The organism is Tepidimonas sp. HKU78 (genome assembly GCF_049860815.1).
Lineage (GTDB): Bacteria > Pseudomonadota > Gammaproteobacteria > Burkholderiales > Burkholderiaceae_C > Tepidimonas.
Map to the genome: position 1 here is coordinate 1,699,486 of NZ_CP187547.1, position 24,462 is coordinate 1,723,947.

Sequence of the window (24,462 nt, forward strand, 5' to 3'; positions counted from 1 at the left end):
CCATGAGCAAGGCATTCACCAAGGAACTCGACACCGACGACGAGGACGATCTGCCCGAGGCGCGCCTGCCCCAGGGCAGCCGCAACTACATGACGCCCGCGGGTTACGCCCGGCTGCGCGCGGAGCTGATGCACCTCATCGACGAGGAGCGGCCGCGCGTGGTCGAAACCGTGTCCTGGGCGGCCAGCAACGGCGACCGCTCGGAAAACGGCGACTACCTCTACGGCAAGAAGCGCCTGCGCGAGATCGATCGCCGCATCCGTTTTCTGACCAAGCGGCTCGAGCGCGCCGAGGTCGTCGATCCCAGCGTGCACCACGGCAAGGACCAGGTGTTTTTTGGCGCCACGGTCACCTTCGCCCGCGCCGATGGCAGCGAAGAGACGGTGACCATCCTCGGCATCGACGAGGCGGACAGCCGCCAGGGCCAAGTGAGCTGGATTTCGCCCGTCGCCCAGGCGCTGCTCAAGGCGCGCGAAGGCGACGAGGTGCGCTTGCGCACGCCCGCCGGGGTGGAGGTGCTCGAAATCGTGCGCGTGCAGTACCCCGCGCCTGACGGTGGCACACCGTCTTGAGCGTCGCCGCAGCGCCAGTCGTGCCGTGTGCGCGCGTCACTGGCCGGCGTCGGCCGATCGCGCGGGCCGCTGGCGCTGCGCACGCAACACCGATGGCGTGCGGCGCAGCTGTCGCAAGACCTGCGCCAGATGCACGCGGTCGCGCACCGCGATCGTGAAGCGCAGCTCGGTGGTGGACTGGGCGGCCTCGTCACCCATGTGGATGTGGGTGATGTCGGCTTCAGCGGTGGCGATGGCGGCCGCCACACGCGCCAGCACACCTTTGCCGTTGCTGACGGTCACGACGACCGTCGACTCGAACGGGCGGGTGAGATCCTCGGCCCACTCGACTTCGAGAAAACGTTCGCGGTCGCGGTGCAGCAGCCGGCGCACGACCGGGCAGTCCTCGGTGTGCACGGCCAGCCCCTCACCGCGGCCCAGGTAGCCGACGATGCGGTCACCGGGGATCGGCCGGCAGCACGGCGCGTAGACCACGGACGCGCCTTCACTGCCATCGAGCGTGACCACGCCCTGGCTGGGTTGGTCCTCGGTCGGGGTGCCAAAGCGCTCCTGGCTGATGAGCAGCACGTCGGGGCGAGTGCCGGCTTCGGCCATCAGCGCGGCGAGCTTCTTTCCCACCATGCCCGCGATGCGGCGCCCGAGGCCGATGTCGATCAACAGCTCGTCGCGCGTGCGGTTACCGGTGAAGCGCAGCAGCTTGTCCCAGATCGGCTGACCCGCCGCGTCCTCCGTCGGCAGGTTGGGAATACCTTCCGCGCGCAACGCCTGTTGCAGCAGGCGCTCGCCCAAGGCGCGCGATTCTTCTTGGGCCAGCGTCTTGAGGTAATGACGGATCTTGGAGCGCGCGCGGCCGGTCTTGACGAAACCGAGCCACGCAGGGTTGGGTTTGGCGTGCGGCGAGGTGGTGATTTCCACCACGTCGCCGTTGTGCAGTTCGGTGCGCAGCGGTACCTGCTCGCCATTGACCGTGGCACCGATGGCGCGGTGGCCGACGTCGCTGTGGATGGCGTAGGCGAAGTCGACCGCCGTGGCCCCCCGGGGCAGCGCCAGGATCTTGCTCTTGGGCGTGAAGACGTAGACGGAGTCCGGAAAGAGGTCGATGCGCACGTGGTCCCAGAATTCGCCCGAATCCTTGGTCTCTTGCTGGATGTCGAGCAGCGACTGCAGCCACTGCGCGTTGAGCGTCTGTGCCGAGGCGTCTCCCGCCTCACCGACCTTGTACAGCCAGTGCGCGGCGATGCCGGATTCAGCCACCACATCCATGGTGGGCGTGCGCAGCTGAAATTCGATTGCCGTGCCGAACGGCCCGACCAGCGTCGTGTGCAGCGACTGGTAGCCGTTGACCTTGGGGATGGCGATGTAGTCCCGAAACTTGCCCGGCAGGGGCTTGTAGAGCTGGTGCAACACGCCCAGCGCGGTGTAGCAGTCCAGCACCTGCGGGACGATGATGCGAAAGCCGTAGATGTCGGTCACCTGTGCGAATGACAGGTGTTTGGTATCCATCTTGCGGTAGATGGAGTACAGGGTTTTTTCGCGCCCGGTGATGTGCACATCCAGGCCGCTGTCGCGAAACGCGGCCTCGACCTCGCCTTGCACGCGAGCGATCAAGTCGTGGCGACGTGCACGCGAGCGCGCCAGGGCCTTGGACAGCGCCTGGTAGCGCCAAGGATGCAGGTAGCGAAACGCCAGGTCCTGCAGCTCGCGATAGAGATTGTTGAGCCCGAGACGGTGCGCGATCGGGGCGTAGATGTCGAGCGTCTCGCGTGCGATGCGCGCCCATTTGTGGCGCGGCATGTCGCCCATGGTGCGCATGTTGTGCAGCCGGTCGGCCAGCTTGATGAGGATGACGCGCACGTCGCGCGCCATGGCCAGCAGCATTTTGCGAAACGACTCCGCCTGGCCTTGCTCGCGGCTATCGAACGCCAGCTTGTCCAGCTTGGTCAGGCCATCGACCAGGTCGGCAACCGCGGCGCCGAAGCGCTCGGTCAATTCGGCTTTGGAGACGCCACAGTCCTCCAGCACGTCATGCAGCAGGGCTGCACACAGGGCCTGCGCGTCGAGCTTCCATTCGGTGCACAGCTGCGCGACCGCGATCGGGTGTGTGATGTAGGGGTCACCGTTTTTGCGCATCTGGCCCAGGTGGGCCTGGTCGGCGAAGCGGTACGCCTGGCGTACCTGCTCGACCTCGTGCGCGGACAGATAACCCAGCCGGGACTCGAGTGCCGCAAAGCTGGCCGCTGCCGCACTCGCCGCTGCCTGAGGGGGCGTGGCGGGCGGACGGGCGCCGAATGAGGTGCCAACGGCTAAGCTTAGGGTTTCGACACTCACCCTGCTAATGTAAACAAAAAAGGCGCTCGGTGTGAGCGCCTGGTTTTGCGCGCACGCGCGCCGGTCAGACCGGGACCTTGCGCAGCATCTCGAGCCCGACCAGCCCAGCGGCGATTTCTCGCAGGGCCGTCACGGCGGGTTTGTTGCGGGATTCGATCTTGGGCGCGTGGCCTTGGTTGAGCATGCGCGCGCGGTAAGTGGCCGCGAGCACGAGCTGGAAGCGGTTCGGAATCTTCTCCAGGCAATCCTCGACGGTGATGCGTGCCATGGAAACCTCCGGCAGTTAGCAAGTAGGGGGTTGGGGAATGCCCAAGGCCTGAAAGACCTCGGCCCGGGCGCGCCGCTGTGCCGCTACCCGCAGCCGCTGCGAGTGCGTGATCGTTTTGAGGTCGAACAGCGCGCGCTCGAAAACCTCATTGATTATAACGTAGTCGAATTCGTGGACGTGGGCCATCTCCTGCGCCGCGTTGCGCAGGCGCAGCTCGATGACGTCATCGCTGTCTTCGCCGCGGCGCTGCAGCCGGCGCCGCAGCTCGTCCCAACTGGGCGGCAAGATGAAAATCAGCACCGCGTTGGCAAACTGGCGACGGATCTGCAGCGCGCCCTGGTAGTCGATCTCGAGCACGATGTCGGCGCCGGCCGCGATCTTGTCTTCGATAGCTTTGCGCGATGTGCCGTAGCGCCGGTTGTGCACCTGCGCCCACTCGACGAAGGCGTCGGCCTCGATCATGCGGTCGAACTCGTCGTCGCTGACGAAGTAGTACTCGCGCCCGTGCACCTCCTGCCCGCGCGGCGCGCGCGTGGTGTGCGAGACCGACAGCTCCATGCGCGAGTCGACCTCGAGCAGCGCCTTGACCAGGCTGGACTTGCCGGTGCCGCTGGGTGCGGCCACGACGAACAGATTGCCAGGGTAATCCATGCGGTTCATTCGAGGTTTTGGACCTGTTCGCGCAGCTGCTCGATCAGCACTTTCATGTCGACCGACAGGCGCGTGAGTTCGAGGCTGGCCGACTTCGAGCCCAGCGTGTTGGCTTCGCGGTGCAGCTCTTGGATCAGGAAGTCGAGCCGCTTGCCGACCTCGCCGCCGCGCTCGAGCAGCCGCTCGATTTCCGTCAGGTGTGACTGCAGCCGGGTAAGCTCCTCGGCCACGTCCACCCGCACGGCGAAGGCCGCCGCTTCGGCCAACGCGCGCTCCTGCAGCGCGGCGGGGTCGGCTGGCGTGGCACCCAGCGCATCGTGAAAACGCTGCAAGAAGCGCTCCCGCTGCTGTGCCACGACCTGCGGCACGAGGGGGGCGGCCTGCTCGGCGAGCGCGCGCAGTTGCGCCACCCGGTCCCTCAGCATCGCTACCAGCCGGGCGCCTTCGCGCTCGCGCGCCGCGTTGAAGTCATCGAGCACGCGCTGCGCCAGTGCGAGCAGCGGCTCACGCCAATCCGTACCAGAGGCATTTCCGCGCTGGGCGAGCTGCAGCACTTCGGCCACCGAGAGTCCCCGGGCCTGCGGCAGCCAGGCTTGCACTTGCTCCTGTACGCCCGACAGCCGCTGCAGCTCGACCGCGCTGGGCGCGCGCAGCGCTGCCTCGCCCCGTTGCTCGATCCAGGCGCGCAGTTCCACCTTGCCGCGCCGTACGCGTGCCGCGACACACTCGCGCAAGGCGGGCTCGGCAGTACGCAGCTCGTCGGGCAGGCGCAGCGACAGGTCCAGAAAGCGGCTGTTGACGGCGCGCACCTCTAACCCGATGGTGCCCATCGCGCGCTGGGGGGCATCGGTGTCGGCCCGTGCCGCTGCGGGGTCGGTTTGCCCCGTGGCATAGCCGGTCATGCTGTACACTGGCATTGGCATTTCAGATGGAGGGCGGCCCCGCGGGCGGCGTCGGTCGCTGGGGGCGGGGGTTGCGCATGCACCGATTATGTCAAAGACCAAGCCAGCTCCCCTGCCGCCAGACACCGTGATCGGCGGCTACCGGATCGTGCGCCTGCTAGCGGCCGGTGGCTTCGGGCTGGTCTATCTGGCCCTCGACGCCCATGGCCAGGAGGTCGCGATCAAGGAGTACCTGCCGGCCTCGCTCGCGATGCGAGCCCCCGGCGAGCTGCTGCCGGTCGTGGCGCCGGACAAACAAGCCTTGTATCGCTTGGGCCTGCGCAGCTTTTTTGAGGAAGGCCGCGCACTGGCGCAAATTTCGCACCCGGCGGTCGTGGGCGTCCTCAATTTCTTTCGCGAAAACGAGACTGTCTACATGGTGATGGACTACCTGCGCGGCGCATCGCTGCAGGAGTTCATCGTCGCCGCACGCAGTCGGCAGCGCAAAAAGGTGCTGCGCGAAGCGACCATACGCTCGCTTTTCGACGAGATTTTGCGCGGGTTGCGCATCGTGCACCAGCACAAGATGCTGCACCTCGACATCAAGCCGGCCAACATTTTCATCACGGACGACAACCGCGCGGTGCTGATCGACTTCGGCGCGGCGCGCGAGGTGCTCAACACCGAAGGCACGTTCGTGCGGCCCATGTACACCCCCGGCTTTGCCGCGCCCGAGATGTACCGCCGCACCGGGGGAGCGGGGTTGGGGCCGTGGACCGACATCTACGCCATCGGCGCCTGCCTGTACGCGTGCATGCAGGGCTATCCGCCGCACGATGCGCCCCAGCGCCAGGACAAGGACCGGCTGCCGGCCTCGCTGGCCCGCTTGCGCGGGGTGTACTCGGACAACCTGATCCAGGTGGTGCAGTGGTGCATGGCGCTCGACCCCCTGTCGCGGCCGCAGTCGGTGTTTGCACTGCAACGCGAGCTGGCGCGCGAGGACTCGCTCGAGGAGGCGGTCGCGGCGCCGTGGTGGCAGCGCTGGCGTGACCGTCTCGGTCTGACGCGCACGGCGTCGGCGGCCACCCCGCAGAGTCAGCGTTCCAGCTTTCTGGAGCCGCCGTGAAGTTTTCCGTCTACCAGGCCAGCCACATCGGCGGGCGGGCGCGCAACGAAGACCGCGTGGGCTACACCGACACCCGACAGGCCGTGCTGCTGGTGCTGGCCGACGGCATGGGGGGGCATCCCGACGGGGACCAGGCGGCGGACATCGCGGTGCGCACCTTCGTGCAAGCTTTCGTCGGGCAAGCCGTCCCGAAGCTGGCCGACCCCCGGGCGTTTCTGGAGGCGACCGTGATGCAAGCCAGCCAGGCCATCGTCGATTTTGCCCACGCGCATCACCGCACCGAGCATCCCCGCACGACGGTCGTGGCTGCCGTGGTGCAGGACGGCGAGCTGACCGCGCTGCACAGCGGCGACTCGCGCCTGTACTGGGCGCGGGACGGGCGGTTGGTCGCGCGCACGCGCGACCACAGCTACCACGACAAGCCGGAGCTGTTCGCCACGCGGCCCGCCAGCGTGTCCCGCAGCGTGTTGTTCACCTGTCTGGGATCGGACACGCCGCCGCTGTACGATGTGCTGGGGCCGGTGGCGTTGCGGCATGGCGATCGCGTGCTGTTGTGCTCCGACGGGCTGTGGGCAGTGATGGACGACGACGACCTGGCCTCCGGCCTGTATGGGGTGCCGCTGGCCGATGCGGTGGCGCAGCTGTCCGAGCTGGCCGTGCGGCGGGGCGGGCGGCACGGTGACAACGTCTCGCTCATCGGGCTGGAGTGGCAGGCCGACGATGGATTTCCCTCCACTCAGGTGCTCGAGCCGGCGTGGCTGGCGCACGCGGCGGCTGCGCCCGCCCCGCTGCCGGCTGAGGGGTTGCCCGCTGCCGAGCTCGACGACGCCGAGATCGAGCGTACCATTGCCGAAATCAACGACGCCATCCGTCGCACCCGGCGCCAGACACCCCCGGCCCAGGTGCCGACGCGACCGGAGCGCAAGCGCCCCTCTTGAACTTCGACCCTTTCCATGACCGACGACACGTTTCTGACAGCCAGTGCCCAGCGCCGCCACGACGGCCGCGCCCCCGACGAATTGCGCCCGGTGCGCATCACCCGCGGCTACACCGTCCACGCCGAGGGATCGGTGTTGATCGAGTTCGGCCGCACGCGCGTGCTGTGCACGGCGTCGGTGGAAGAGCGCGTGCCGCCGCACAAAAAAGGCAGCGGCGAGGGCTGGGTGACGGCGGAGTACGGCATGCTGCCGCGCTCGACCCACACCCGCAGCGAGCGCGAGGCGGCGCGCGGCAAACAAAGCGGCCGCACGCAGGAGATCCAGCGCCTCATTGGCCGCTCGCTGCGTGCGGTATTCGACCTGGCGGCGTTGGGCGAGCGCACCCTGACGCTGGACTGCGACGTGCTGCAGGCCGATGGCGGCACGCGCACCGCCGCCATCACCGGCGCCTACGTGGCCGCGCACGATGCGGTGCAGCGCCTGCTGGCGGAAGGCAAGCTCGAGCGCAACCCGATCCGGCACCCGGTGGCGGCGGTGTCGGTGGGCATCGTGGACGGCGTGCCGGTGCTCGATCTGGACTACGTGGAGGACGCGGGCTGCGCGACCGACATGAACGTCGTCATGACCGGGGCCGGGCAGTATGTCGAGGTGCAGGGCACGGCCGAGGGCGAGCCTTTTGGCCGTGAGGCGTTGCAGCGTCTGCTCGAGCTGGCCGAGCGCGGCATCCAGCAACTCATCGCCCTGCAGCGTGCGGTGCTGGCGGGCGCCGAGGTGGGGTGAGGCGATGACCGCACCGGTCATACCGCGCCGTCTGGTGCTGGCGTCCAACAACGCGGGCAAGCTGGCGGAGTTGCAGGCCTTGTTCGCGCCGCTGGGGCTGGAGCTGGTCACGCAGGGCAGTCTGGGCATTCCCGAGGCGCCCGAGCCGCACCGCACGTTTCTAGAAAACGCGCTGGCCAAGGCGCGCCATGCGGCCGCGGCCAGCGGCCTGCCCGCGCTGGCCGACGACGCCGGCCTGTGCGTCGCGGCCTGGGGGGGGCGGCCGGGCGTCGACACCGCGCATTTCTGCACGCAGTTCGGCTACCCCAAGAGCGACGCCAACAACGTGCGCGCGCTGCTGGAGCAAATGCGTGGCGTGACCGACCGGCGCGCCGCCATGGTCAGTACCCTGGTGGCGCTGCGCCACGCGGACGACCCCGAGCCGCTGGTGGCCACGGGCCGGGTCGAGGGGGTGATCACCCACGAGCCAGTGGGTGAGGGCGGCTTCGGTTTCGATCCGGTCATGTTTCTGCCCACGTTCGGCTGCACCTTCGCCCAGCTGCCCACTGACGTCAAGAATGCGCACAGCCACCGCGGACGTGCTGCACGTGCGATGCTGGCGTTGATGCAGGAGCGCGCGTGGCCGCAGCCATGAGCCCGACGCCGGTCGCTGCCGAGGCGGTGCTGCAGTGGCAGCGCCCGGGTCAGCTCCGTCTGACGCACCTGCCGCCGCTGGCGCTGTACATCCATCTGCCGTGGTGCCTGCGCAAGTGTCCGTACTGCGACTTCAACTCGCACGAGTGGGGGGCGGCCAAGCACCAGCGCGGGCCGCTGCCTCAGCGCGACTATGTGCGCGCGCTGCTGGTCGATCTGGAGGCGAGCCTGCCGCAGGTGTGGGGGCGGCCGGTGGTCAGCGTCTTCATCGGCGGCGGCACGCCCAGCCTGTTCGACCCCGAGGTCATCGGCGAGCTGCTGTCGCAGGTGCGCGCGCGCCTGCCGCTGGAGCCGGATGCCGAGGTCACGCTGGAGGCCAACCCGGGTACGTTCGAGCGCGCGCGCTTCGCTGCCTTTCGCGCCGCTGGCGTGACGCGGCTGAGCATCGGGGTGCAAAGCTTCGACGACCGCTTTTTGCGCGCGCTCGGACGCGTGCATGACGCGGCGCAGGCCCGCGCGGCCGTCGAGGAGGCGGCGCGCCACTTCGAGACCTTCAACCTCGACCTGATGTACGCGCTGCCCGGGCAGACCTTGCCCGACCTGCAGCGCGACCTGGACGTGGCGTTGGCGGTGGCGCCGCCGCACCTGTCGGTCTATCACCTGACGATCGAGCGCAACACCGCGTTTGCGCACCAGCCGCCGGTGCTGCCGGACGACGACACGGCAGCGGCCATGCTGGACGCGATCACCGAGCGCACGGCGGCCGCCGGTCTGCAGCGCTACGAGGTCTCTGCCTATGCCCGGCGCGGGCATCGCTGTCGGCACAACCTCAACTACTGGCAGTTTGGCGACTACCTGGGCATCGGCGCCGGGGCGCACGGCAAACTCAGCTTTGCCGAGCGCATCATGCGCCAGGTGCGCTGGCGTGACCCGGCGCGCTATGTCGAGCAGGCGCTGGCGGGCCAGCCGGTGGCGCAGGAACACGAGGTCACGGCGCGCGACCTGCCCTTCGAATTCATGCTCAACGCGCTGCGCTTGCGCGACGGCTTTGCGCTGCGCACCTTTAGTGAACGCACGGGCTTGCCGATGAAGGCGGTATCGGCGACGATCGAACAGGCGCGCGAGCGCGGCTGGCTGGTCGTGCGTGACGACGGCTGGGTGGCACCCAGCGCGCTGGGGTTCGACTGGTTGAGCGATCTGCAGGCGCTGTTCCTGCCCGACTGACGGCCTCTCCCCGCAGTCGGCGCAGCCACGCGGCGGCGCTGCGCACTGGAGGGTGAACATGCTGGCCATCTACGGCACCTCGGGCCTGATGTACCGCGGCCCGATCGAAGATCTGCGGCGCGTGTTGCCCACGCTGCAGTCCGCGCGCGTGCGGGCGCTGTCGACGCCGGTGGACCGGCCTGATTTTGCCGACAGTGGCTATTCGTTGCTGGCGGAGCGGGCGCACGCGCGCGACGGTGCGGCGCCGCCCCTGCCGCGGCCCGCCGCCGCGGCCGTGCAGGCGTATGGCGAGGTGCAGCACCCCGCGCCGCAGCGCCACCCGCTGGAGCATGTGCGGGACGTGATGGCGGCGCAGACCGTCACGGTCGACGAGAGCATGACGGTGGCCGATGGCTGGCGCCGCCTGGCGGAGCAGGACGTGGGACAGGCCCCGGTGCTCGATGCGCAGGGGCGGCTGGTGGGCTTGTTTACCCGTGGCCAGCTGCTCAGCCCGGAGCGCCTGCCCCGCCCGGAGGACAGCGTCCTGGTCTGGCGCAGCTTTCTGGCGCAGCCTCTGGCGGCCATCATGATCACCCCGGTGCCCGCCGTCACCCCCGAAACCCCGCTGCGGCGCCTGGCGTTGGCGCTGCTGGTCACGGGATTGCCGGGGCTGCCGGTGGTCAGCGAGGCGGGCGGATTGATCGGCTTCGTCTCGCGCAGCGACGTGCTCAAGGCCGTGGTGCACGACCCGCCGCTCGACCTGTGGGCCGGGTGAGCGACAATAAGGCGTTGGCACCGGCACGCACGCGCGATGCCGCCATCCTCGTTTTCTTTTTCGTCACCCGTCTTGCCCAGCGGCCAGACCGCGCCCCAACCGTGAACGCGTCCGAATCTTCCTCCGCGAAAGCCACTTTGTCCGAACTCGACCAGCGCACCGGCGGCGCCTTCACCGCGCCCACCTCCGGCGAGCGTGCGGCCCGCCTGCGCGACTGGCTGGCGACCGACCCCTCGATCGAGGCGTTGTCCGAGGTCTACCGCGAACTCGCGGGGCGCGACAAAGGGGCGGCCAAGCTGGTGCGCGAGCGCCTCGACGAGCGGCGCCGCGCGCGTGCACAAGACGCCATTGCCGCCGAGTGGGCGGCCCGTGCCGAGGCCTTGCTGGCCGCGCCGCGCCTGAATCTGGCCGACGCCATGGCCTGGCAGCGCGACGCTGCCAAGGCCGGTGCGCCGCTGTCGCGCGAGCCGCTGGCGGGCCTGCGCCAGCGCCTGAGTGAACGCATGAAGGCGATCGAAGATTTACAAACCCGCATCCAGGTCGAACGCGAAGCGGCGGGGCTGCTCGTGCAGCGCATCGACCTGCTGTCGACCAAACCGGTGGCTGATGCGCAGGCCGCGCGCGACGCGCTGGCCCAAGACGTGCAGGACTGGCAGCAGCGCGCAGCGGCGTTGGTCGAGTCGCCCGGCTGGGCGGATCTTGATCCGCGCTACCCGGCCCAGCTCGACGGCGCACGCCAGCAGCTCGAGGCGGTGTGGCAAGCTTTCGATGCCGCGCTGGCGCAGGCGGTGGCGGCGCTGGCCGACGGCCAAGCGCCCCTGCCCGGCGTGCCGGTCTGGGCCGACGAGATTCGCGCCGCGCGCGGCGAGCCATCGCCCGCGCGCGAGGAAAGCGCTGTGCCCGTGCCGAAGGCGGTGCAGGCGTTGGCGCAGTCGGTGTTGCTGCCGGCCATCGAGGCGCTGGAGCGTGAGCTGGCCGAGGGCCACACCAAGGCGATGGGGCGCTACGCCGGTGAACTGCGCCATGCGGTCAAAGTGCACGGTCGCCATGCGGGCCCCGAGCTCGAGGCACGCGCCCAAGCGGCGTTGGCCAAGGCCAAAGAGTTGGAAGACTGGCAGCGCTGGCGCGCCGACCAGTTGCGCGAGGGGCTGCTGGCCCAGGCGCTGGCCCTGACCCAGGGGCCGGAGACCGAGCGCCCCACCGGGCGCAAGCTGCAGGAAACGATCCGGCAGCTGCGCGAGCAGTGGAAGCAAATCGACCAGGGGGGCACCTCGAACCACGCGCTGTGGAAGCGCTTCGACGAGGCATGCAACCAGGCGTATCAGGCGGTGGAGGCCTGGCGGCGCGAGCTCAAAGCGCAAAACGAAGCTGCGCGCCAGGCGCGCTTGGCCCTCATCGAGGAGGTCAAGGCTTGGACGGCCGCCCACGCCGACAGCGACGACTGGCGCGCGCAGCTGCGCGATTTGCATGCCTTTGCCGAACGCTGGCGCCAGGGCGGCCACGTGAGTGAAAAGACCTTTGCCGAGCTGCAGCCGCTGTGGAAAGCGGCGATGGCCGCGGCCCACGAGCGGATCGAGGCGGCGCAGGCCGACAGCGTGGCGCGGCGGCAGGCGCTCATTGCTGAGGCCCAGGCGCTGGCTGCCGAGCCGCGCCTGCGGCTCGATGCCGTCAAAGCGCTGCAGCAGCGCTGGCAGGAAGAGGCGCACCGCGTGCCCCTGGATCGCCGCAAGGAACAAAAGCTGTGGGAGGCATTCCGCCAGCCCATCGACGCCGCCTTTGCCCGCAAGAGCGCCGAGCGCGACAAGGCGCAGGCCGTCACCAGCCGGCTCGACGCCGCCGTGCTCGACGCGGCCCGGGCGCTGGAGGCAGCGTGCGCCAGCGACGACGCGCAGCAGATCCGCGCCGCCATGGCGGCCTTGCGCGCGGCCGCCGAGGGCGAAGGGGTGGCCGACGAGGACCCGGTGAGCGCGGCGGCTGCCCCGGCCGAGTCGGCGCCGGATGCCAGTGCCGCCACGCCCGAAGCGGCGGGTGCCGGGCCACGGCCCGTGGTCGCGCGCCGGGGTGACGATCGCCCCGGTGCTGCCCCGGTGGCGGCGCGCAGTGGGCCCGCAGACAAGGGCGCGTCGCTGCGCGCGCAGCGGCCGCCGCGCCCTGCGCGCAGCGATGTGGCGCCACGCCCGCGTTTGGGGGATGCGGCGTTTCGAGCCCAGCGGCAGGCCCTCGAGCAGGCAGAGGCAAAGCTGCGCCAGTTGGCCGCCCGTACCCAGGGCGAGGCGTTGTCGGCGCTGCTGGCCGCCTGGGCGACGCGCGACCCGGCCCGCATACCCGCGGCGCAGCAGTTGGGCGGGCGCCAGGCCGCGGCGGCGCGCAGCGCCTGGGTGCAAGCCTTGCAGCGCCCCCCCGCCGATGCGGCCCAGGCGATGCAGGCCTTGCTGCGGCTGGAGATCGCGGCCGAGGTGCCGACCCCAGCCGAGCACCTGGACGCCCGGCGCCAATTGCAGTTGCAGCTGCTGACGCGCCGACACGAGCCCGGCCCCGCCGAGACCTGGACGCAGGACGTGGCGCAGGTGCTGGCCAGTGCGCACGACCCGGCGGCCGAGCGGCGTCTGCAGGCCGCGCTCAGGGTGTTGCTGCGCCGCTGACGCTGCGGTCACCCAACCCGCCCGCGCCCGTGCCCGTGGTCGCATCGGGTGGGCGGCCGAAAAACGCATCGAACAGCTCGACCAGCCGCGGATGCTCGGCTGCCAGCCGTTCGCGCGCCACGCAATACGCCTCGCACGCGACGGCAAAGAACTCCGCCGGTGACTCGGCGCCATACGCGTCCAGCCAGGGGGCTGGGCCGCCGAAGCGCTCGTGCAGGGCCACGCGCTCGCGGTGCACCGCCAGCGCCTCGTGCAGCACGTCGTGCCAATGGCGCCGCGCCTGCGCGTCGGACAGCCCCAAAAAACCGGGCGGCAGCAGCGGGCAACCATCAGCGGGCTGGCCCAGTGGTTTGCCGTGCAGATCGATCGCGTGCGCGAATTCGTGGATCACCAAGTTGTGGCCGACTCCCGGCGCGGTGGGGCTGGCGCCCTGCACGCGCGGCCACGCCAGCACGATGGGGCCACCCTGCATGGCCTCGCCGGCCAGTTCTTCTTCGTAAATGTGTTCCACACCCGCGTCGTCGCGCACGCGGCGGGGGGCCACCACCTCGTCCGGGTGCAAGACGATACCGACGAAATCGTCGTACCACGCCAGCGCCGCCAGCCCGCGGTGGCGCAGCGGCAGGCACGCCTGCGCGGCCACCAGCAGCGCCATGCGATCGTCGACGACCAGCCCGTGTGCGCCGCTGAACTCTTTGCGCGCCAAAAAGGCGGCGCACAGGTCGCGCAGGCGTGCGCGCTCGTTGGCGTCGAGCGCCTGCAGCGGCGGCAATGCCGCCACCACGGGGTTCCACAAGGCGTCCGGGATGGCGCTGCCGTCGCCGCGCTGGGCACGCCGACGGCGCTGCCAGCGCTGCAGCCAGCGCCGCCATGTGCGGGCGAGCCGCCGCAGTCCACGCATCCAATCCGGGTCTGGTGTGGGGGCGGTGACGCTCATGGGGCCAGGGCGTCGGGCAGGGCGCGCGCCTGCCAGCCGCCCTGCGCATCCAGGCTGAGCACCTGCAGTCGCGCCGGGTGGGCTGCCGCGTCCCAGTCGCTGAGCACCAAGCGCCAGGCGCCGCCCGGCAGGCGGTGCGCGCCAGGGCGGTGGGTGTGTCCATGGATCAGCCCCGCCGCGCCCGCGTCGGCCACGGCGCGCGCGGCCGTGGCGGCATCGACGTCGGTGGGCGGGCGTCCGCTGGCCCGTTGCCGGGCCTGGTGCGCTTGGCTGCGTTCGCGCAGGGCGCGGGCCTGCTGCAGCCGCTGCGGCAGGGGTTGTGCCAAAAACGCCGCCTGCCAAGGCGCGGCGCGCACCTCGGCGCGAAACGCCTGATAGTCGCCGTCGTCCAGGCACCAGGCGTCGCCGTGGCTGAGCAGCCAACGCACGCCGCCCCACTCGAGCCGGGTCGGGTCGGCCAGCCGCTCGACACCCGTGGCGGCGGCAAAGGCGGCACCCAACAAGAAGTCACGGTTGCCGTGCATCACGTACACGGGCCGCCGACGCGCCAGGGCGCCGATCGCGCCCGCCTGCGCCTGTGCGAAGGCGATCTCGGGGTCGAGGGCCGGGTCGGCCGTCAGCACGTCGTCGCCCACCCATACCTCGAACAGGTCACCCAGAATCAGCAGCGCATCGAACGGGGCGGCAGCCAGGTACGACAACCAAGCGCGTGCGGTTGCTGGGTCTTGGGCGTGCAAGTGCACATCCGACACGCAGTCGACGCGGCGCCAAGTGGTCGGCGCATCGATGCGGTCGCGCAGCGTGGGGCCGTCCATGGCAGGCGCCGGTGCGCCGTCAGGGGTTGACGACAACGGCCTTGGTGATCACCACGTCTTGCAGCGGCACGTCGTCGTGGAAGCCCCGGCGTCCGGTGGCCACCTTGCGGATGGCGTCGACCACCTCGGTGCCGGATTTGACCTTGCCGAACACCGCGTAGCCCCAGCCCTGCAGGGTGGGGGCGGTGTGGTTCAAAAACCCGTTGTCGGCAACATTGATGAAAAACTGCGCCGTGGCCGAGTGCGGGGCTTGCGTGCGCGCCATCGCGATCGTGTAGCGGTCGTTTTTCAGGCCGTTGGTGGCTTCGTTTTCGATCGGCGCGCGCGTGGGCTTTTGCTTCATGCCCGGCTCAAAGCCGCCGCCCTGGATCATGAAGCCATCGATGACGCGGTGAAAGATCGTGCCGTCGTAATGCCCGTCGCGCACGTATTGCAAAAAGTTTTCGACCGTCTTGGGCGCCTTGGCGGCGTCGAGTTCGAGCGTGATGACGCCGTGGCCGGCGATGTGGAGTTCGACTTGGGGGTTCATGGAACGGGCTCCGGTGGAGGAGGGGCTTTTCGCCCCGGACGGGGTGGGCGCGGCTTGGGCGCGCGCGGCGGTCCAGCCCACGGCGGCGCCGCAGGCCAGCAGGCCCAGCAGGGCGCGGCGGTGCACGGGTGGTGTCGGACGATGCATGGCAAGCAAAGCGGTCGAGGGTCAACGAGTGGCCGGGACAGGCGGCTGCAGCAGCGAGCGCAGCGCCTGCGCGCGCTCGCGCAACTCGGGCATGTCGGGTTGTAGCGCCAGCGCGCGCTGCCAGTGGCCCAGCGCCAGCCGGGCGTATACGTCGCCCAGGTTGCGGTGGGCCGTGGCGTAGTCGGGGTTGGCGCGAATGGCGTCTTCGAGCGCTGCGCGTGCCTCGGCCAGCCGACCGTGCGCCGCGTGCAACACCGCCAGGTTGTTGTGCGGTTCGGGCAGTTCGGGGTAGGCCTGGATCAGCGCTTCGTACACCTGGCGCGCCGCGTCGACGTCGCCCTGGCCGGCCAGCACCACGCCCAGCAGCAGGCGGGCCTGCGGGTCGCCGGGATGATCCTGCAGCCACTGCTGCAGGCGCTGCTGCGCCAGCGGCCAGGACTGGGTGGCGATGAGGCGCTGGACGTCGGCGTACGGCGCGGCCGGTGATGCGGATTGCGCCAGCGCAGGCGACAACACGCCCAGTGCCAGACTCAGCAGCGCGAGCGCACCCAGGCGTGGCACACGCGGCCGGCGGGGGGGCCGCTGGGTGGTGGGGGAGGGGGGATGAATCAACTCGGGCATCGGTGCACAATACGCGCCTTTGCACTGATTGTAGCCCGCGGGTTCATGACTCGCTGGGCCCCGTTTTGCCATGACCCTGCGCATCTACAACTCGCTCACGCGCCGGCTCGATCCGCTCGTGCCGCTGGAGCCCGGCCACGTTCGCATGTACGTCTGCGGCATGACCGTCTACGATCTCTGTCACCTGGGGCACGCGCGCTCTATGGTGGCATTCGACGTCGTGCAGCGCTGGCTCAAGGCCAGCGGCTATCGCGTGACCTACGTGCGCAATATCACCGATATCGACGACAAGATCATCGCCCGCGCGCTGCAAAACGGCGAAACCATCCGCAGCCTGACCGACCGCATGGTGGCGGCCCTGCACGCCGACGCCGACACGCTGGGCATCGAGCGTCCCACGTTCGAGCCGCGGGCCACCGAATTCGTGCCCCAGATGGTGGGCCTGATCGAGCGGCTGGAGGCCAAGGGCCTGGCCTACCGCAGCGACAACGGCGACGTCAACTACGCGGTGCGGGCCTTCCCCGGCTATGGCAAGTTGTCGGGCAAGTCGATCGACGAGCTGCGTGCGGGCGAGCGCGTGGCGGTGGGCGACGGCAAGCGCGATCCGCTCGACTTCGTGCTGTGGAAGGCCGCCAAGCCCGAGGAGCCCGATGAGGCCAAATGGGACAGCCCCTACGGCCTGGGGCGGCCGGGCTGGCACATCGAGTGCTCGGCCATGAGCTGCGAGATGCTGGGCGAGAGCTTCGACATCCACGGCGGCGGCGCCGACCTGCAGTTTCCCCACCACGAAAACGAAATCGCCCAGAGCGAAGGCGCCACCGGCAAGCCGCTGGCCCAGATCTGGATGCACAACGGCTTCGTGCGTGTGGACAACGAGAAGATGTCCAAGAGCCTGGGCAACTTTTTCACCATCCGCGAGGTGCTGCAGAAGTTCGACGCCGAGACGGTGCGCTTTTTCATCGTGCGCGCGCACTACCGCAGCCCGCTCAACTACAGCGACCAGCACCTCGAAGACGCGCGTGCGGCGCTCAAGCGGCTCTACACCGCGCTGGCCGCCGTGCCACCGCAGACGGTCACCATCGACTGGGCGGAGCCGCATGCGGCACGCTTCAAGGCCGCGATGGACGAGGACTTTGGCACGCCCGAGGCACTGGCGGTGTTGTTCGACCTGGCGGCCGAGGTTAACCGCACGCGCGACGCCGCCGCCAGCGGCCTGCTGCGCGCGCTGGGCGGCACCCTCGGACTGCTGCAGCAGGATCCGCAGGCGTTTCTGCGCGCTGGTGCCGGACTGGACGAAGCGGCGATCGCCCAGCGCATTGCCGAGCGGGCAGCTGCCAAAGCGGCGCGTGACTTCGCCACCGCGGACCGCATCCGGGCCGAGCTGGCCGCGCAAGGCATCGTGCTCAAGGACGGTCCGCAAGGCACGACCTGGGAGCGCGCGTGACCGCCGCCGCCGGACAACGTCGCGGGGCCGCGCTGGACCGGGATCCCCCGGCGGCAGGCGGTGTCGTGCCCCCCTACTGGGGCGAGGCGTGCACGCACCTGGTCGGTCGCGACCGCGTCATGGCGCGCCTGATCCCGCAGTTTGCCGGCGCTTGCCTGCAGTCGCGCGGCGATCCGTTCGGTACGCTCGCGCGCAGCGTTGTGGGCCAGCAGATCTCGGTCAAAGCCGCGCAGTCGGTGTGGGAGCGGCTGCTGGCCTGCGTGGGTGACTGCACGCCGCATGCGGTGCTGGCGTGCCCCGACGACACGCTGCGCGCCGCGGGGCTGAGCGCGCGCAAGGTCGAGTATCTGCATGACCTCGCGCGCCACTTTGCCGAGGGCCGGATCGACCCGGCGGCGTGGCACGCCATGGACGACGAGGCCATCATCCGTGAGCTGGTGGCGATTCGCGGCGTCGGTCGCTGGACGGCGGAGATGTTTCTCATCTTCCACCTGATGCGGCCGGACGTGTTGCCGCTGGACGACGTGGGTTTGCTGCGCGGCATCAGCCAATGCTATTTTTCGGGCGAGCCCGTCAGCCGCAGCGACGCGCGTGAGGTGGCGGCCGCCTGGGCCCCGTACCGCAGCGTGGCGACTTGGTATATTTGGCGCTCGCTGGACCCGGTGCCGGTGGCGTACTAAAACCCCAACCCCCCGGACCGGTGGTGGGTGTGCCCCCGAGTCGGTGACACTAGGGCCGCGAGCGCCCGTGGAGAGACACCTTGGCCAAACGCAATTTTCTGGATTTCGAGCAGCCGATCGCGGAACTCGAAGCCAAGATCGAAGAGCTGCGCTATGTGCAGACCGAGTCGGCGGTCGATATCTCGGAAGAGATCGAGCGCCTGAGCCAAAAGAGCCTGCAGCTCACCAAAGACATCTACAGCAAGCTCACCCCGTGGCAGGTGACCAAGATTGCGCGCCACAGCGACCGGCCGTACACGCTGGACTATGTGCGCGAAATCTTCACCCACTGGACGGAGCTGCACGGTGACCGCCACTTTGCCGACGACCTCAGCATCGTCGCGGGTCTGGCGCGCTTTCAGGGGCAACCCTGTGTGGTCATCGGCCACCAAAAGGGCCGCGACACCAAGGAGCGCGCGCTGCGCAACTTCGGCATGAGCAAGCCCGAGGGCTACCGCAAGGCGCTGCGCGTCATGAAGCTGGCCGAAAAGTTCCGCCTGCCGGTGTTTACCTTCGTCGACACGCCGGGCGCGTATCCCGGCATCGACGCCGAGGAGCGCAACCAGTCCGAGGCCATCGGCCGCAACATCTACGAGATGGCGCAGCTCGAGGTGCCCATCATCAGCACCATCATCGGCGAGGGCGGCTCGGGCGGGGCGCTCGCGATCGCCGTGGCCGATCAGGTGCTGATGCTGCAGTACGCCGTGTACTCCGTCATCAGCCCCGAGGGTTGTGCCTCCATCTTGTGGAAGACCGCCGACAAGGCCCCAGAAGCCGCCGAAGCGCTAGGGCTGACCGCGCACCGACTCAAGGCGCTGGGCCTGATCGACAAAATCGTCAACGAACCCGTCGGCGGGGCGCACCGCGACCCGCAGCAGATGGCGGCCATGCTCAAGCGGGCGCTGGCCGAGGCGCTGCGGCAGGTGGCCGACCTGGATCCGGCCGAGTTGATCGCGCGCCGCCATGCCCGGCTCAACGCTTACGGGCGCTTTACCGACACCAAGGCCGCCCGCGCCTGACGCCGCGGCACGGGCGTTGGCCGACTGGGCGCTGCGCCACCCGGACCTCGACCGGGGGGACGCGCCGTTGCTGGTCGCTTTCAGTGGTGGGGCCGATTCCACCGCCCTGTTGTTGGCGGCGCTGGCGCGCTGGGGGACGCGGGTGGTGGCGGTGCATGTACACCACGGCCTGCAGGCGGCGGCCGATGCCTTTGCCGCGCACACCGAGCAGTGTTGTGCCGCCTGGGGCGTGGCGTGGCAGGGCGTGCGGGTGCAAGTGGCCCTGCCCCCGGGCCGCAGTCCCGAGGAGGCGGCCCGTGCCGCCCGCTACGCGGTGCTGGCCCAGGTGGCGCGTGGGCGCCGCGCGGCAGCAGTGCTGCTGGGACATCACGCGCTGGACCAGATCGAGACCGTGCTGCTGGCGCTGACGCGCGGTGCGGGTTTGCCGGGGCTCGCGGCCATGCCCGAGCGTGTGGAGCGCGATGGCGTTACATGGGCGCGCCCGCTGCTGACCGCCGACGGGCGCGAGCTGCGCGCCCAGCTGGCGGCGGCGCGCGTGCCGTGGATCGAGGACCCGACCAACGCCGACCCCCATCCCACCCGCAACCGCTTGCGGCAGCAGGTGCTGCCGGCGCTGCTGCAAGCCTTTCCGCAGGTGACGCAGACCGTGGCCCGCAGCGCCCGCCATGCCGCCAGCGCGCAGGCGCTGCTGCAAACACTGGCCCAAGAAGACCTGGCCCGCATCGGCGTGCCCCCAGCGCTGCCCGTTTTGCGTGCCCTGTCGCCGCCGCGCTTGATCAACGCGCTGCGCCTGTGGCTGCGCGAGGCGCACGGTGCGCAGGCCAGCGATGCCCAGTGGCAGGCGCTGGCGCGGCAGATCGCTGCTGCGCGCACGCGCGCGCAGCGCATCGAGCTACGTCTGGGGCCTGGACGCATCCGCCGCTGTGGCGACACCCTGCAGTGGCAGCCCGATGCGGCTAGCGCCGCCACCACCACAACAGCAGCGACAGCAGCCCCGACACCAGCAGACTCGTGCCCAGGGGAAAGTAAAAACTGAAGCCCTCGCGTTCGATGGCGATATCGCCGGGCAGTCGCCCCCAGGGCAGTTTGGACAGCCATGGCCACAGCAGACCCGCCAGCAGCAGCAGGGCACCGGTTGCGATCAGAAAGCGTTGCATGGCCACCTATAATGCCAAGGTTTGCCCGCATCCGCGCGGGCCCCTTCATCAGACGATTCCATGGCACTGATCGTTCACAAGTACGGTGGCACCAGCATGGGTTCCACCGAGCGCATCCGCAACGTCGCCAAGCGGGTGGCCAAATGGGTGCGCGCCGGCCACCAGATGGTCGTGGTGCCCAGCGCGATGAGCGGCGAGACCAACCGCCTGCTCGGCTTGGCCAAGGAAGTGGCGCCAGAAAAACCGGGTACCGCCTACTACCGCGAGCTCGACCAGCTCGCCGCCACGGGCGAGCAAGTGTCGGTGGGGCTGCTCGCCATCGCCTTGCAGGCCGAAGGCATCGACGCCATCTCGTACTGTGGCTGGCAGGTGCCCATCCGCACCAACAGTGCCTACACCAAGGCCCGCATCGAAGCCATCGACGACCAGCGCATCCGCGCCGACCTGGCCGCGGGCAAGGTCGTCATCATCACCGGCTTTCAGGGCGTGGATGCGGGCGGCAATATCACGACGCTGGGCCGGGGCGGCTCCGATACCTCCGCCGTGGCGGTGGCAGCGGCCATCAAGGCTGACGAGTGCCTGATCTACACCGACGTGGACGGCGTCTACACCACCGACCCGCGCGTCGTGCCCGAAGCGCGGCGCCTTGAGCGCATCAGCTTCGAGGAAATGCTGGAGATGGCCAGCATGGGCTCCAAAGTGCTGCAAATCCGCTCCGTGGAGTTTGCCGGCAAGTACCGCGTGCCCATCCGCGTGCTCTCCAGCTTCACCCCCTGGGACATTCCCATCGACGAAGAGGCCCGCAGCGGCACCCTGATCACTTTCGAGGAAGGCGAATCCATGGAACAAGCCGTCGTCTCCGGCATCGCATTCAACCGTGACGAGGCCAAGGTCTCGGTGCTGGGCGTGCCCGACAAACCCGGCATCGCGGCCCAGATCCTGGGCGCGGTGGCCGATGCCAACATCGACGTCGACGTCATCATCCAAAACGTCGGCAAGGACGGGCGCACCGACTTCAGCTTCACCGTGCACCGCAACGACTTGGCGCGCGCGCTGGACGTGCTAAAAGGCCAGGTGGTGCCCGCGCTCGGCGCCACCGACGTGGTCGGTGACGCGCGCATCTGCAAGGTCAGCGTGGTGGGCATCGGCATGCGCAGCCATGTCGGCGTGGCCAGCCGCATGTTCCGCTGCTTGGCGGCCGAGGGCATCAACATCCAAATGATCTCCACGTCGGAGATCAAGATCTCGGTCGTCATCGACGAGAAATACATGGAGCTGGCCGTGCGCGCACTGCACCGCGAGTTCGACCTCGATCAGCCCGAGGACACGCTGCAAGGGGCCTGATTTTGCACACGCCGCCGCGCAGACGCCTCGACTTGGGGCATAATGGCGGTTCTTCGGAGTGATGACCGAGAGGCCGAAGGTGCTCCCCTGCTAAGGGAGTATGCGGGCCAAAACCCGCATCGAGGGTTCGAATCCCTCTCACTCCGCCAGCATTCTGGCTGGTCCTGCAGACGAAAAACCCGACCCTAGCCGGTCGGGTTTCGTTTTTTGGCGCTCGGGAGGTGACGATGCAACCCGTATTTTCTATCGACGGCGGCCACCCCAGCGCCGCCGCACCGGTGCTCGCGGTGCTGGGCATGGGCGGCACGATCGCGGGGCGAGCGGCCTCGCCGCACGACGTGGTGGGCTACCAGGCCGGGGTGGTACCGGTGGCCGATCTGGTGGCGGGGATGGCGCCGCCCGTGGGCTGGCGGGTGCAGGCGCAGCAGGTGGCCAACGTCGACAGCAAGGACATGACGGTGGCGCTGTGGCAGGCGCTGTTGGGCGCGGTGCACGCGCAGCTGCAGCAGCCCGAGGTGGGGGCCATCGTCGTCACGCACGGCACCGACACCCTAGAGGAGACGGCTTGGCTGCTGCAAACGGTGCTGCAGCCGGCGCGGCCGGTGGTGCTGGTTGGCGCCATGCGGCCCGCGTCGGCACTGGCGCCCGATGGCCCGCAAAACCTGGCCGATGCGCTGACACTGGCCGTCGATGGCCGCCTGCGCGCCGCCGGTGGCGTGTGGGTGACGCTGGCCGGGCGCGTCTTTGCGGCGCGCACGGTGACCAAAGTGCACCCCACCCGCGCCGATGCGTTTGGCGGTGGCGATGCGGGCCCCGCCGCTTGGGTGGAGGCGGGGCGCGTGCGCTGGGTGGCGCCGCCTGCACCGCTGGCAGGTGAGGCGGCTGATCCGCGGCAGGCCGCACGGATGCAGGCCGTGCTGGCCGCACCACGCTGGCCACGGGTGGAGTGGCTGGCCAGCCATGGCGGCGCGGATGGGGCGCTGGTGCGCGCCTTGCTACGTCAGCGCCGCGAGGCGATGGCGGGGCGCGATGCCGACGATGCGCTGGCCGGGCTGGTGGTCGCGGGAACGGGCAACGGATCGTTGCACGAGCAGCTGGCGGCCGCGCTGGCCCAGGCGCAGGACGAGGGCGTTGCGGTATGGGTGACGACGCGCTGCCCCCAGGGTGAAGTTGTGCCGGGTGAGGGCGGCCGCGCCGAGCGGCGTTTCGCCGTCACCGATTTGCCGCCGCCCAAGGCGCGCGTGTCGCTGTCGCTGCAGCTGTTGTGGCAGGCGGCGGGCCTGGCGTGAGGGTGCGGGCCCGCCGGACCGCCGCGTTTCTCAGTCGGCCAGCGCGGCAAAGACGCGCTGCGTGATCTCCTCGACCGTGCCCAGCCCGCTGATCGCGCGGTATTTGGGGGCGTGGGCCGGATCTTTCTCGGCCCATTGGCGGTAGTAGTCCACCAGCGGACGGGTTTGCTGCGCGTAGACGTCTAGCCGCTTGCGCACGGTTTCTTCCCGGTCGTCGTCGCGCAGGATCAGGTCCTCGCCCGTCACGTCGTCCTTGCCGTCGACCTTTGGGGGGTTGTATTTGATGTGGTACGTGCGACCCGACGCGGGGTGCACGCGCCGCCCGCTCATGCGCTCGATGATGGCGTCAAACGGCACGTCGATCTCGAGCACGTAGTCGATGCGCACGCCCGCCTGGCGCATGGCCTCGGCCTGGGGGATGGTGCGCGGGAAGCCGTCGAACAAAAAGCCGTTGGCGCAGTCCGGCTGGGCGATGCGTTCCTTGACCAGACCGATGATGATGTCGTCGCTGACCAGGCCGCCAGCGTCCATCACCTTCTTGGCTTCGATGCCTAAGGGGGTGCCCGCCTTGACCGCCGCGCGCAGCATGTCGCCGGTGGAAATCTGCGGAATGCCATATTTTTGGCAGATGAACGCGGCCTGCGTGCCTTTGCCAGCACCCGGAGCGCCCAACAGAATCAGTCTCATGGGTTTCCTTTACTCGTCGCGATCGTGTCATGGGGCCGCAACGCCGCGGAGTCTCCTCGTTGGGCCGACGGCGGCGGCTGGCACGGGGCCAGCGCCCAAGAATAGCATGCACATCCCGACACAGGCTTACAGGGGGTGCGATACCGTGCGGGGTTGTCCTCAGGTGTGGTCGCGCTGCCATAGAGCGCGCACGCGCGCCAGGTCCTCCGGCGTATCGACGCCGGGGCCGGGCGCGCGGTCGCTCACCGTCACCGCGATGCGCTCGCCGTGCCACAGCACGCGCAGCTGCTCCAGGGACTCGCAGCGCTCCAGCGGCGCGGGCGGCAGCGACGGAAAGCGCCGCAGAAAACCGGCCCGGTACGCGTAGAGCCCGATGTGGCGCAGGGGCCGGGCGTCGGTCGGCCAATCGTCGAGGGACAGCACGGTGTCGTGGCGCGGGGCATCGCGCCACCACGGCAGCGGCGCGCGGCTGAACAGCAGCGCGGTGTGTTGCCGGTCCAGCACCACCTTGACGACGTTGGGATTGAACAGCTCCTGCGCCGTGGCGATGGGGTGGGCGGCCGTGCCCATGACGCAATCGGGCCGCGCGCGCAGTACGTGCGCGACGTCACGAATCAGCGCCGGGTCGATCAGGGGCTCGTCGCCCTGCACGTTGACCACCAGTGCGTCGTCCGGCAAGCCCAGCTGCTGCACGGCCTCGGCCAGCCGATCGCTGCCGCTGGGGTGGTCGGCGCGGGTCAGCAGCGCCGCGATGCCGGCGTCCTGGCAGACGCGCGCGATCTCGGTGTCGTCCGTGGCCACGGTGCACGACAGCGCCCCGCTGGCCTGCGCACGCTGGGCCACGCGCACGACCATGGGCGCGCCGCCGATGTCGGCCAATGGCTTGTCTGGCAGCCGCGTCGAGGCGCGGCGCGCGGGAATGATGACGTGAAACCCGTCGTGCATGGCCCGGCACCC

Annotated in this window: 25 protein-coding genes and 1 tRNA gene; 15 read left to right on the top strand and 11 right to left on the bottom strand. The window is 69.8% G+C overall.

The window, feature by feature from the left end:
* Nucleotides 1-2: 2 nt before the first annotated feature.
* Nucleotides 3-572 carry a transcription elongation factor GreB gene (gene greB / locus ACPYIS_RS08515; protein ID WP_299020772.1) on the top strand — a complete coding sequence of 190 codons (570 nt, stop codon included), beginning with the start codon at nucleotides 3-5 and terminating at the stop codon, nucleotides 570-572.
* 36 nt (nucleotides 573-608) lie between these two features.
* Here the strand turns inward: greB and ACPYIS_RS08520 are convergent, their stop codons facing one another.
* The 4 genes from ACPYIS_RS08520 to ACPYIS_RS08535 all read right to left on the bottom strand — a co-directional run bounded on the left by ACPYIS_RS08520 (nucleotide 609) and on the right by ACPYIS_RS08535 (nucleotide 4,736).
* Nucleotides 609-2,900 (bottom strand): RelA/SpoT family protein, encoded by a 2,292-nt coding sequence (locus ACPYIS_RS08520; RefSeq protein ID WP_299020770.1) that lies wholly within the window; start codon nucleotides 2,898-2,900, stop codon nucleotides 609-611.
* Nucleotides 2,901-2,964: 64 nt separating this feature from the next.
* Complete coding sequence (gene rpoZ, locus ACPYIS_RS08525; RefSeq protein WP_299020768.1) at nucleotides 2,965-3,168, bottom strand: DNA-directed RNA polymerase subunit omega; 204 nt, start codon at nucleotides 3,166-3,168, stop codon at nucleotides 2,965-2,967.
* A 15-nt stretch (nucleotides 3,169-3,183) separates the two neighbouring features.
* Nucleotides 3,184-3,819, bottom strand: a complete 636-nt coding sequence (gene gmk / locus ACPYIS_RS08530; RefSeq protein ID WP_299020767.1) for a guanylate kinase — start codon at nucleotides 3,817-3,819, stop codon at nucleotides 3,184-3,186.
* Nucleotides 3,820-3,824: 5 nt separating this feature from the next.
* Nucleotides 3,825-4,736 carry a YicC/YloC family endoribonuclease gene (locus ACPYIS_RS08535; protein WP_424860127.1) on the bottom strand — a complete coding sequence of 304 codons (912 nt, stop codon included), beginning with the start codon at nucleotides 4,734-4,736 and terminating at the stop codon, nucleotides 3,825-3,827.
* A gap of 73 nt (nucleotides 4,737-4,809) precedes the next feature.
* On the opposite strand from ACPYIS_RS08535, the gene ACPYIS_RS08540 reads away from it, so the two are divergent.
* The 7 genes from ACPYIS_RS08540 (at nucleotide 4,810) to ACPYIS_RS08570 (ending at nucleotide 12,797) form a co-directional block, all read left to right on the top strand.
* The gene (locus tag ACPYIS_RS08540; RefSeq protein WP_424859540.1) at nucleotides 4,810-5,826 is read left to right on the top strand and encodes a serine/threonine-protein kinase; all 1,017 of its coding nucleotides are present in this window, start codon (nucleotides 4,810-4,812) and stop codon (nucleotides 5,824-5,826) included.
* A complete protein-coding gene (locus ACPYIS_RS08545; RefSeq protein ID WP_424859539.1) occupies nucleotides 5,823-6,764 on the top strand; it encodes a PP2C family protein-serine/threonine phosphatase in 942 nt (313 codons plus the stop codon). Before ACPYIS_RS08540 ends, ACPYIS_RS08545 begins: the two co-directional genes overlap by 4 nt.
* 15 nt (nucleotides 6,765-6,779) lie before the next feature.
* Nucleotides 6,780-7,544, top strand: a complete 765-nt coding sequence (gene rph / locus ACPYIS_RS08550) for a ribonuclease PH (protein WP_299020763.1) — start codon at nucleotides 6,780-6,782, stop codon at nucleotides 7,542-7,544.
* 4 nt (nucleotides 7,545-7,548) lie between these two features.
* Nucleotides 7,549-8,178, top strand: coding sequence for a non-canonical purine NTP pyrophosphatase (locus ACPYIS_RS08555; protein ID WP_424859538.1), 630 nt, complete (start codon nucleotides 7,549-7,551; stop codon nucleotides 8,176-8,178).
* A complete protein-coding gene (hemW, locus tag ACPYIS_RS08560; RefSeq protein ID WP_424860126.1) occupies nucleotides 8,175-9,401 on the top strand; it encodes a radical SAM family heme chaperone HemW in 1,227 nt (408 codons plus the stop codon). Before ACPYIS_RS08555 ends, hemW begins: the two co-directional genes overlap by 4 nt.
* Before the next feature lie 58 nt (nucleotides 9,402-9,459).
* Nucleotides 9,460-10,155 (top strand): CBS domain-containing protein, encoded by a 696-nt coding sequence (locus tag ACPYIS_RS08565; RefSeq protein WP_299020881.1) that lies wholly within the window; start codon nucleotides 9,460-9,462, stop codon nucleotides 10,153-10,155.
* A 137-nt stretch (nucleotides 10,156-10,292) separates the two neighbouring features.
* Nucleotides 10,293-12,797 carry a DUF349 domain-containing protein gene (locus ACPYIS_RS08570; protein ID WP_424894734.1) on the top strand — a complete coding sequence of 835 codons (2,505 nt, stop codon included), beginning with the start codon at nucleotides 10,293-10,295 and terminating at the stop codon, nucleotides 12,795-12,797.
* On the opposite strand, the gene ACPYIS_RS08575 is transcribed toward ACPYIS_RS08570, so the two are convergent.
* From ACPYIS_RS08575 to ACPYIS_RS08590, 4 genes are all read right to left on the bottom strand, one after another.
* Nucleotides 12,775-13,734 carry a zinc-dependent peptidase gene (locus ACPYIS_RS08575; RefSeq protein ID WP_299019300.1) on the bottom strand — a complete coding sequence of 320 codons (960 nt, stop codon included), beginning with the start codon at nucleotides 13,732-13,734 and terminating at the stop codon, nucleotides 12,775-12,777. The genes ACPYIS_RS08570 and ACPYIS_RS08575 overlap by 23 nt on opposite strands.
* Entirely contained in the window at nucleotides 13,731-14,549 is an 819-nt protein-coding gene (locus ACPYIS_RS08580; RefSeq protein ID WP_299019302.1) for a UDP-2,3-diacylglucosamine diphosphatase, read from the bottom strand. Before ACPYIS_RS08580 ends, ACPYIS_RS08575 begins: the two co-directional genes overlap by 4 nt.
* 19 nt (nucleotides 14,550-14,568) lie before the next feature.
* Complete coding sequence (locus ACPYIS_RS08585; RefSeq protein WP_299019304.1) at nucleotides 14,569-15,078, bottom strand: peptidylprolyl isomerase; 510 nt, start codon at nucleotides 15,076-15,078, stop codon at nucleotides 14,569-14,571.
* A gap of 168 nt (nucleotides 15,079-15,246) precedes the next feature.
* Complete coding sequence (locus ACPYIS_RS08590; protein WP_424894733.1) at nucleotides 15,247-15,786, bottom strand: tetratricopeptide repeat protein; 540 nt, start codon at nucleotides 15,784-15,786, stop codon at nucleotides 15,247-15,249.
* 130 nt (nucleotides 15,787-15,916) lie between these two features.
* On the opposite strand from ACPYIS_RS08590, the gene cysS reads away from it, so the two are divergent.
* From cysS to tilS, 4 genes are all read left to right on the top strand, one after another.
* Complete coding sequence (gene cysS, locus ACPYIS_RS08595; RefSeq protein WP_424859536.1) at nucleotides 15,917-17,290, top strand: cysteine--tRNA ligase; 1,374 nt, start codon at nucleotides 15,917-15,919, stop codon at nucleotides 17,288-17,290.
* 32 nt (nucleotides 17,291-17,322) lie between these two features.
* On the top strand, nucleotides 17,323-17,970 hold the full coding sequence (locus tag ACPYIS_RS08600; RefSeq protein ID WP_299019341.1) for a DNA-3-methyladenine glycosylase family protein: 648 nt from the start codon (nucleotides 17,323-17,325) through the stop codon (nucleotides 17,968-17,970).
* Between the two features lie 80 nt (nucleotides 17,971-18,050).
* Nucleotides 18,051-19,028, top strand: a complete 978-nt coding sequence (locus ACPYIS_RS08605; protein WP_299019310.1) for an acetyl-CoA carboxylase carboxyltransferase subunit alpha — start codon at nucleotides 18,051-18,053, stop codon at nucleotides 19,026-19,028.
* Nucleotides 18,973-20,064 carry a tRNA lysidine(34) synthetase TilS gene (gene tilS / locus ACPYIS_RS08610; RefSeq protein WP_424894732.1) on the top strand — a complete coding sequence of 364 codons (1,092 nt, stop codon included), beginning with the start codon at nucleotides 18,973-18,975 and terminating at the stop codon, nucleotides 20,062-20,064. Before ACPYIS_RS08605 ends, tilS begins: the two co-directional genes overlap by 56 nt.
* Here the strand turns inward: tilS and ACPYIS_RS08615 are convergent.
* Nucleotides 19,985-20,185 carry a DUF2905 domain-containing protein gene (locus ACPYIS_RS08615; RefSeq protein ID WP_424894731.1) on the bottom strand — a complete coding sequence of 67 codons (201 nt, stop codon included), beginning with the start codon at nucleotides 20,183-20,185 and terminating at the stop codon, nucleotides 19,985-19,987. The two genes, tilS and ACPYIS_RS08615, sit on opposite strands and share 80 nt — an antisense overlap.
* 60 nt (nucleotides 20,186-20,245) lie before the next feature.
* On the opposite strand from ACPYIS_RS08615, the gene ACPYIS_RS08620 reads away from it, so the two are divergent.
* The 3 genes from ACPYIS_RS08620 (at nucleotide 20,246) to ACPYIS_RS08630 (ending at nucleotide 22,818) form a co-directional block, all read left to right on the top strand.
* Nucleotides 20,246-21,529, top strand: a complete 1,284-nt coding sequence (locus tag ACPYIS_RS08620; RefSeq protein WP_299019316.1) for an aspartate kinase — start codon at nucleotides 20,246-20,248, stop codon at nucleotides 21,527-21,529.
* Nucleotides 21,530-21,584: 55 nt separating this feature from the next.
* Nucleotides 21,585-21,678 (top strand) — tRNA-Ser (locus ACPYIS_RS08625).
* Nucleotides 21,679-21,756: 78 nt separating this feature from the next.
* Nucleotides 21,757-22,818: an asparaginase gene (locus ACPYIS_RS08630; protein WP_424859533.1), complete on the top strand. Its 1,062-nt coding sequence runs from the start codon at nucleotides 21,757-21,759 to the stop codon at nucleotides 22,816-22,818.
* 30 nt (nucleotides 22,819-22,848) lie between these two features.
* Here ACPYIS_RS08630 and adk read toward each other — a convergent pair whose 3' ends face one another.
* Nucleotides 22,849-23,505, bottom strand: a complete 657-nt coding sequence (adk, locus tag ACPYIS_RS08635) for an adenylate kinase (protein ID WP_299019321.1) — start codon at nucleotides 23,503-23,505, stop codon at nucleotides 22,849-22,851.
* Between the two features lie 159 nt (nucleotides 23,506-23,664).
* Nucleotides 23,665-24,450, bottom strand: coding sequence for a 3-deoxy-manno-octulosonate cytidylyltransferase (gene kdsB / locus ACPYIS_RS08640; RefSeq protein WP_424859532.1), 786 nt, complete (start codon nucleotides 24,448-24,450; stop codon nucleotides 23,665-23,667).
* Between the last annotated feature and the right edge of the window lie 12 nt (nucleotides 24,451-24,462).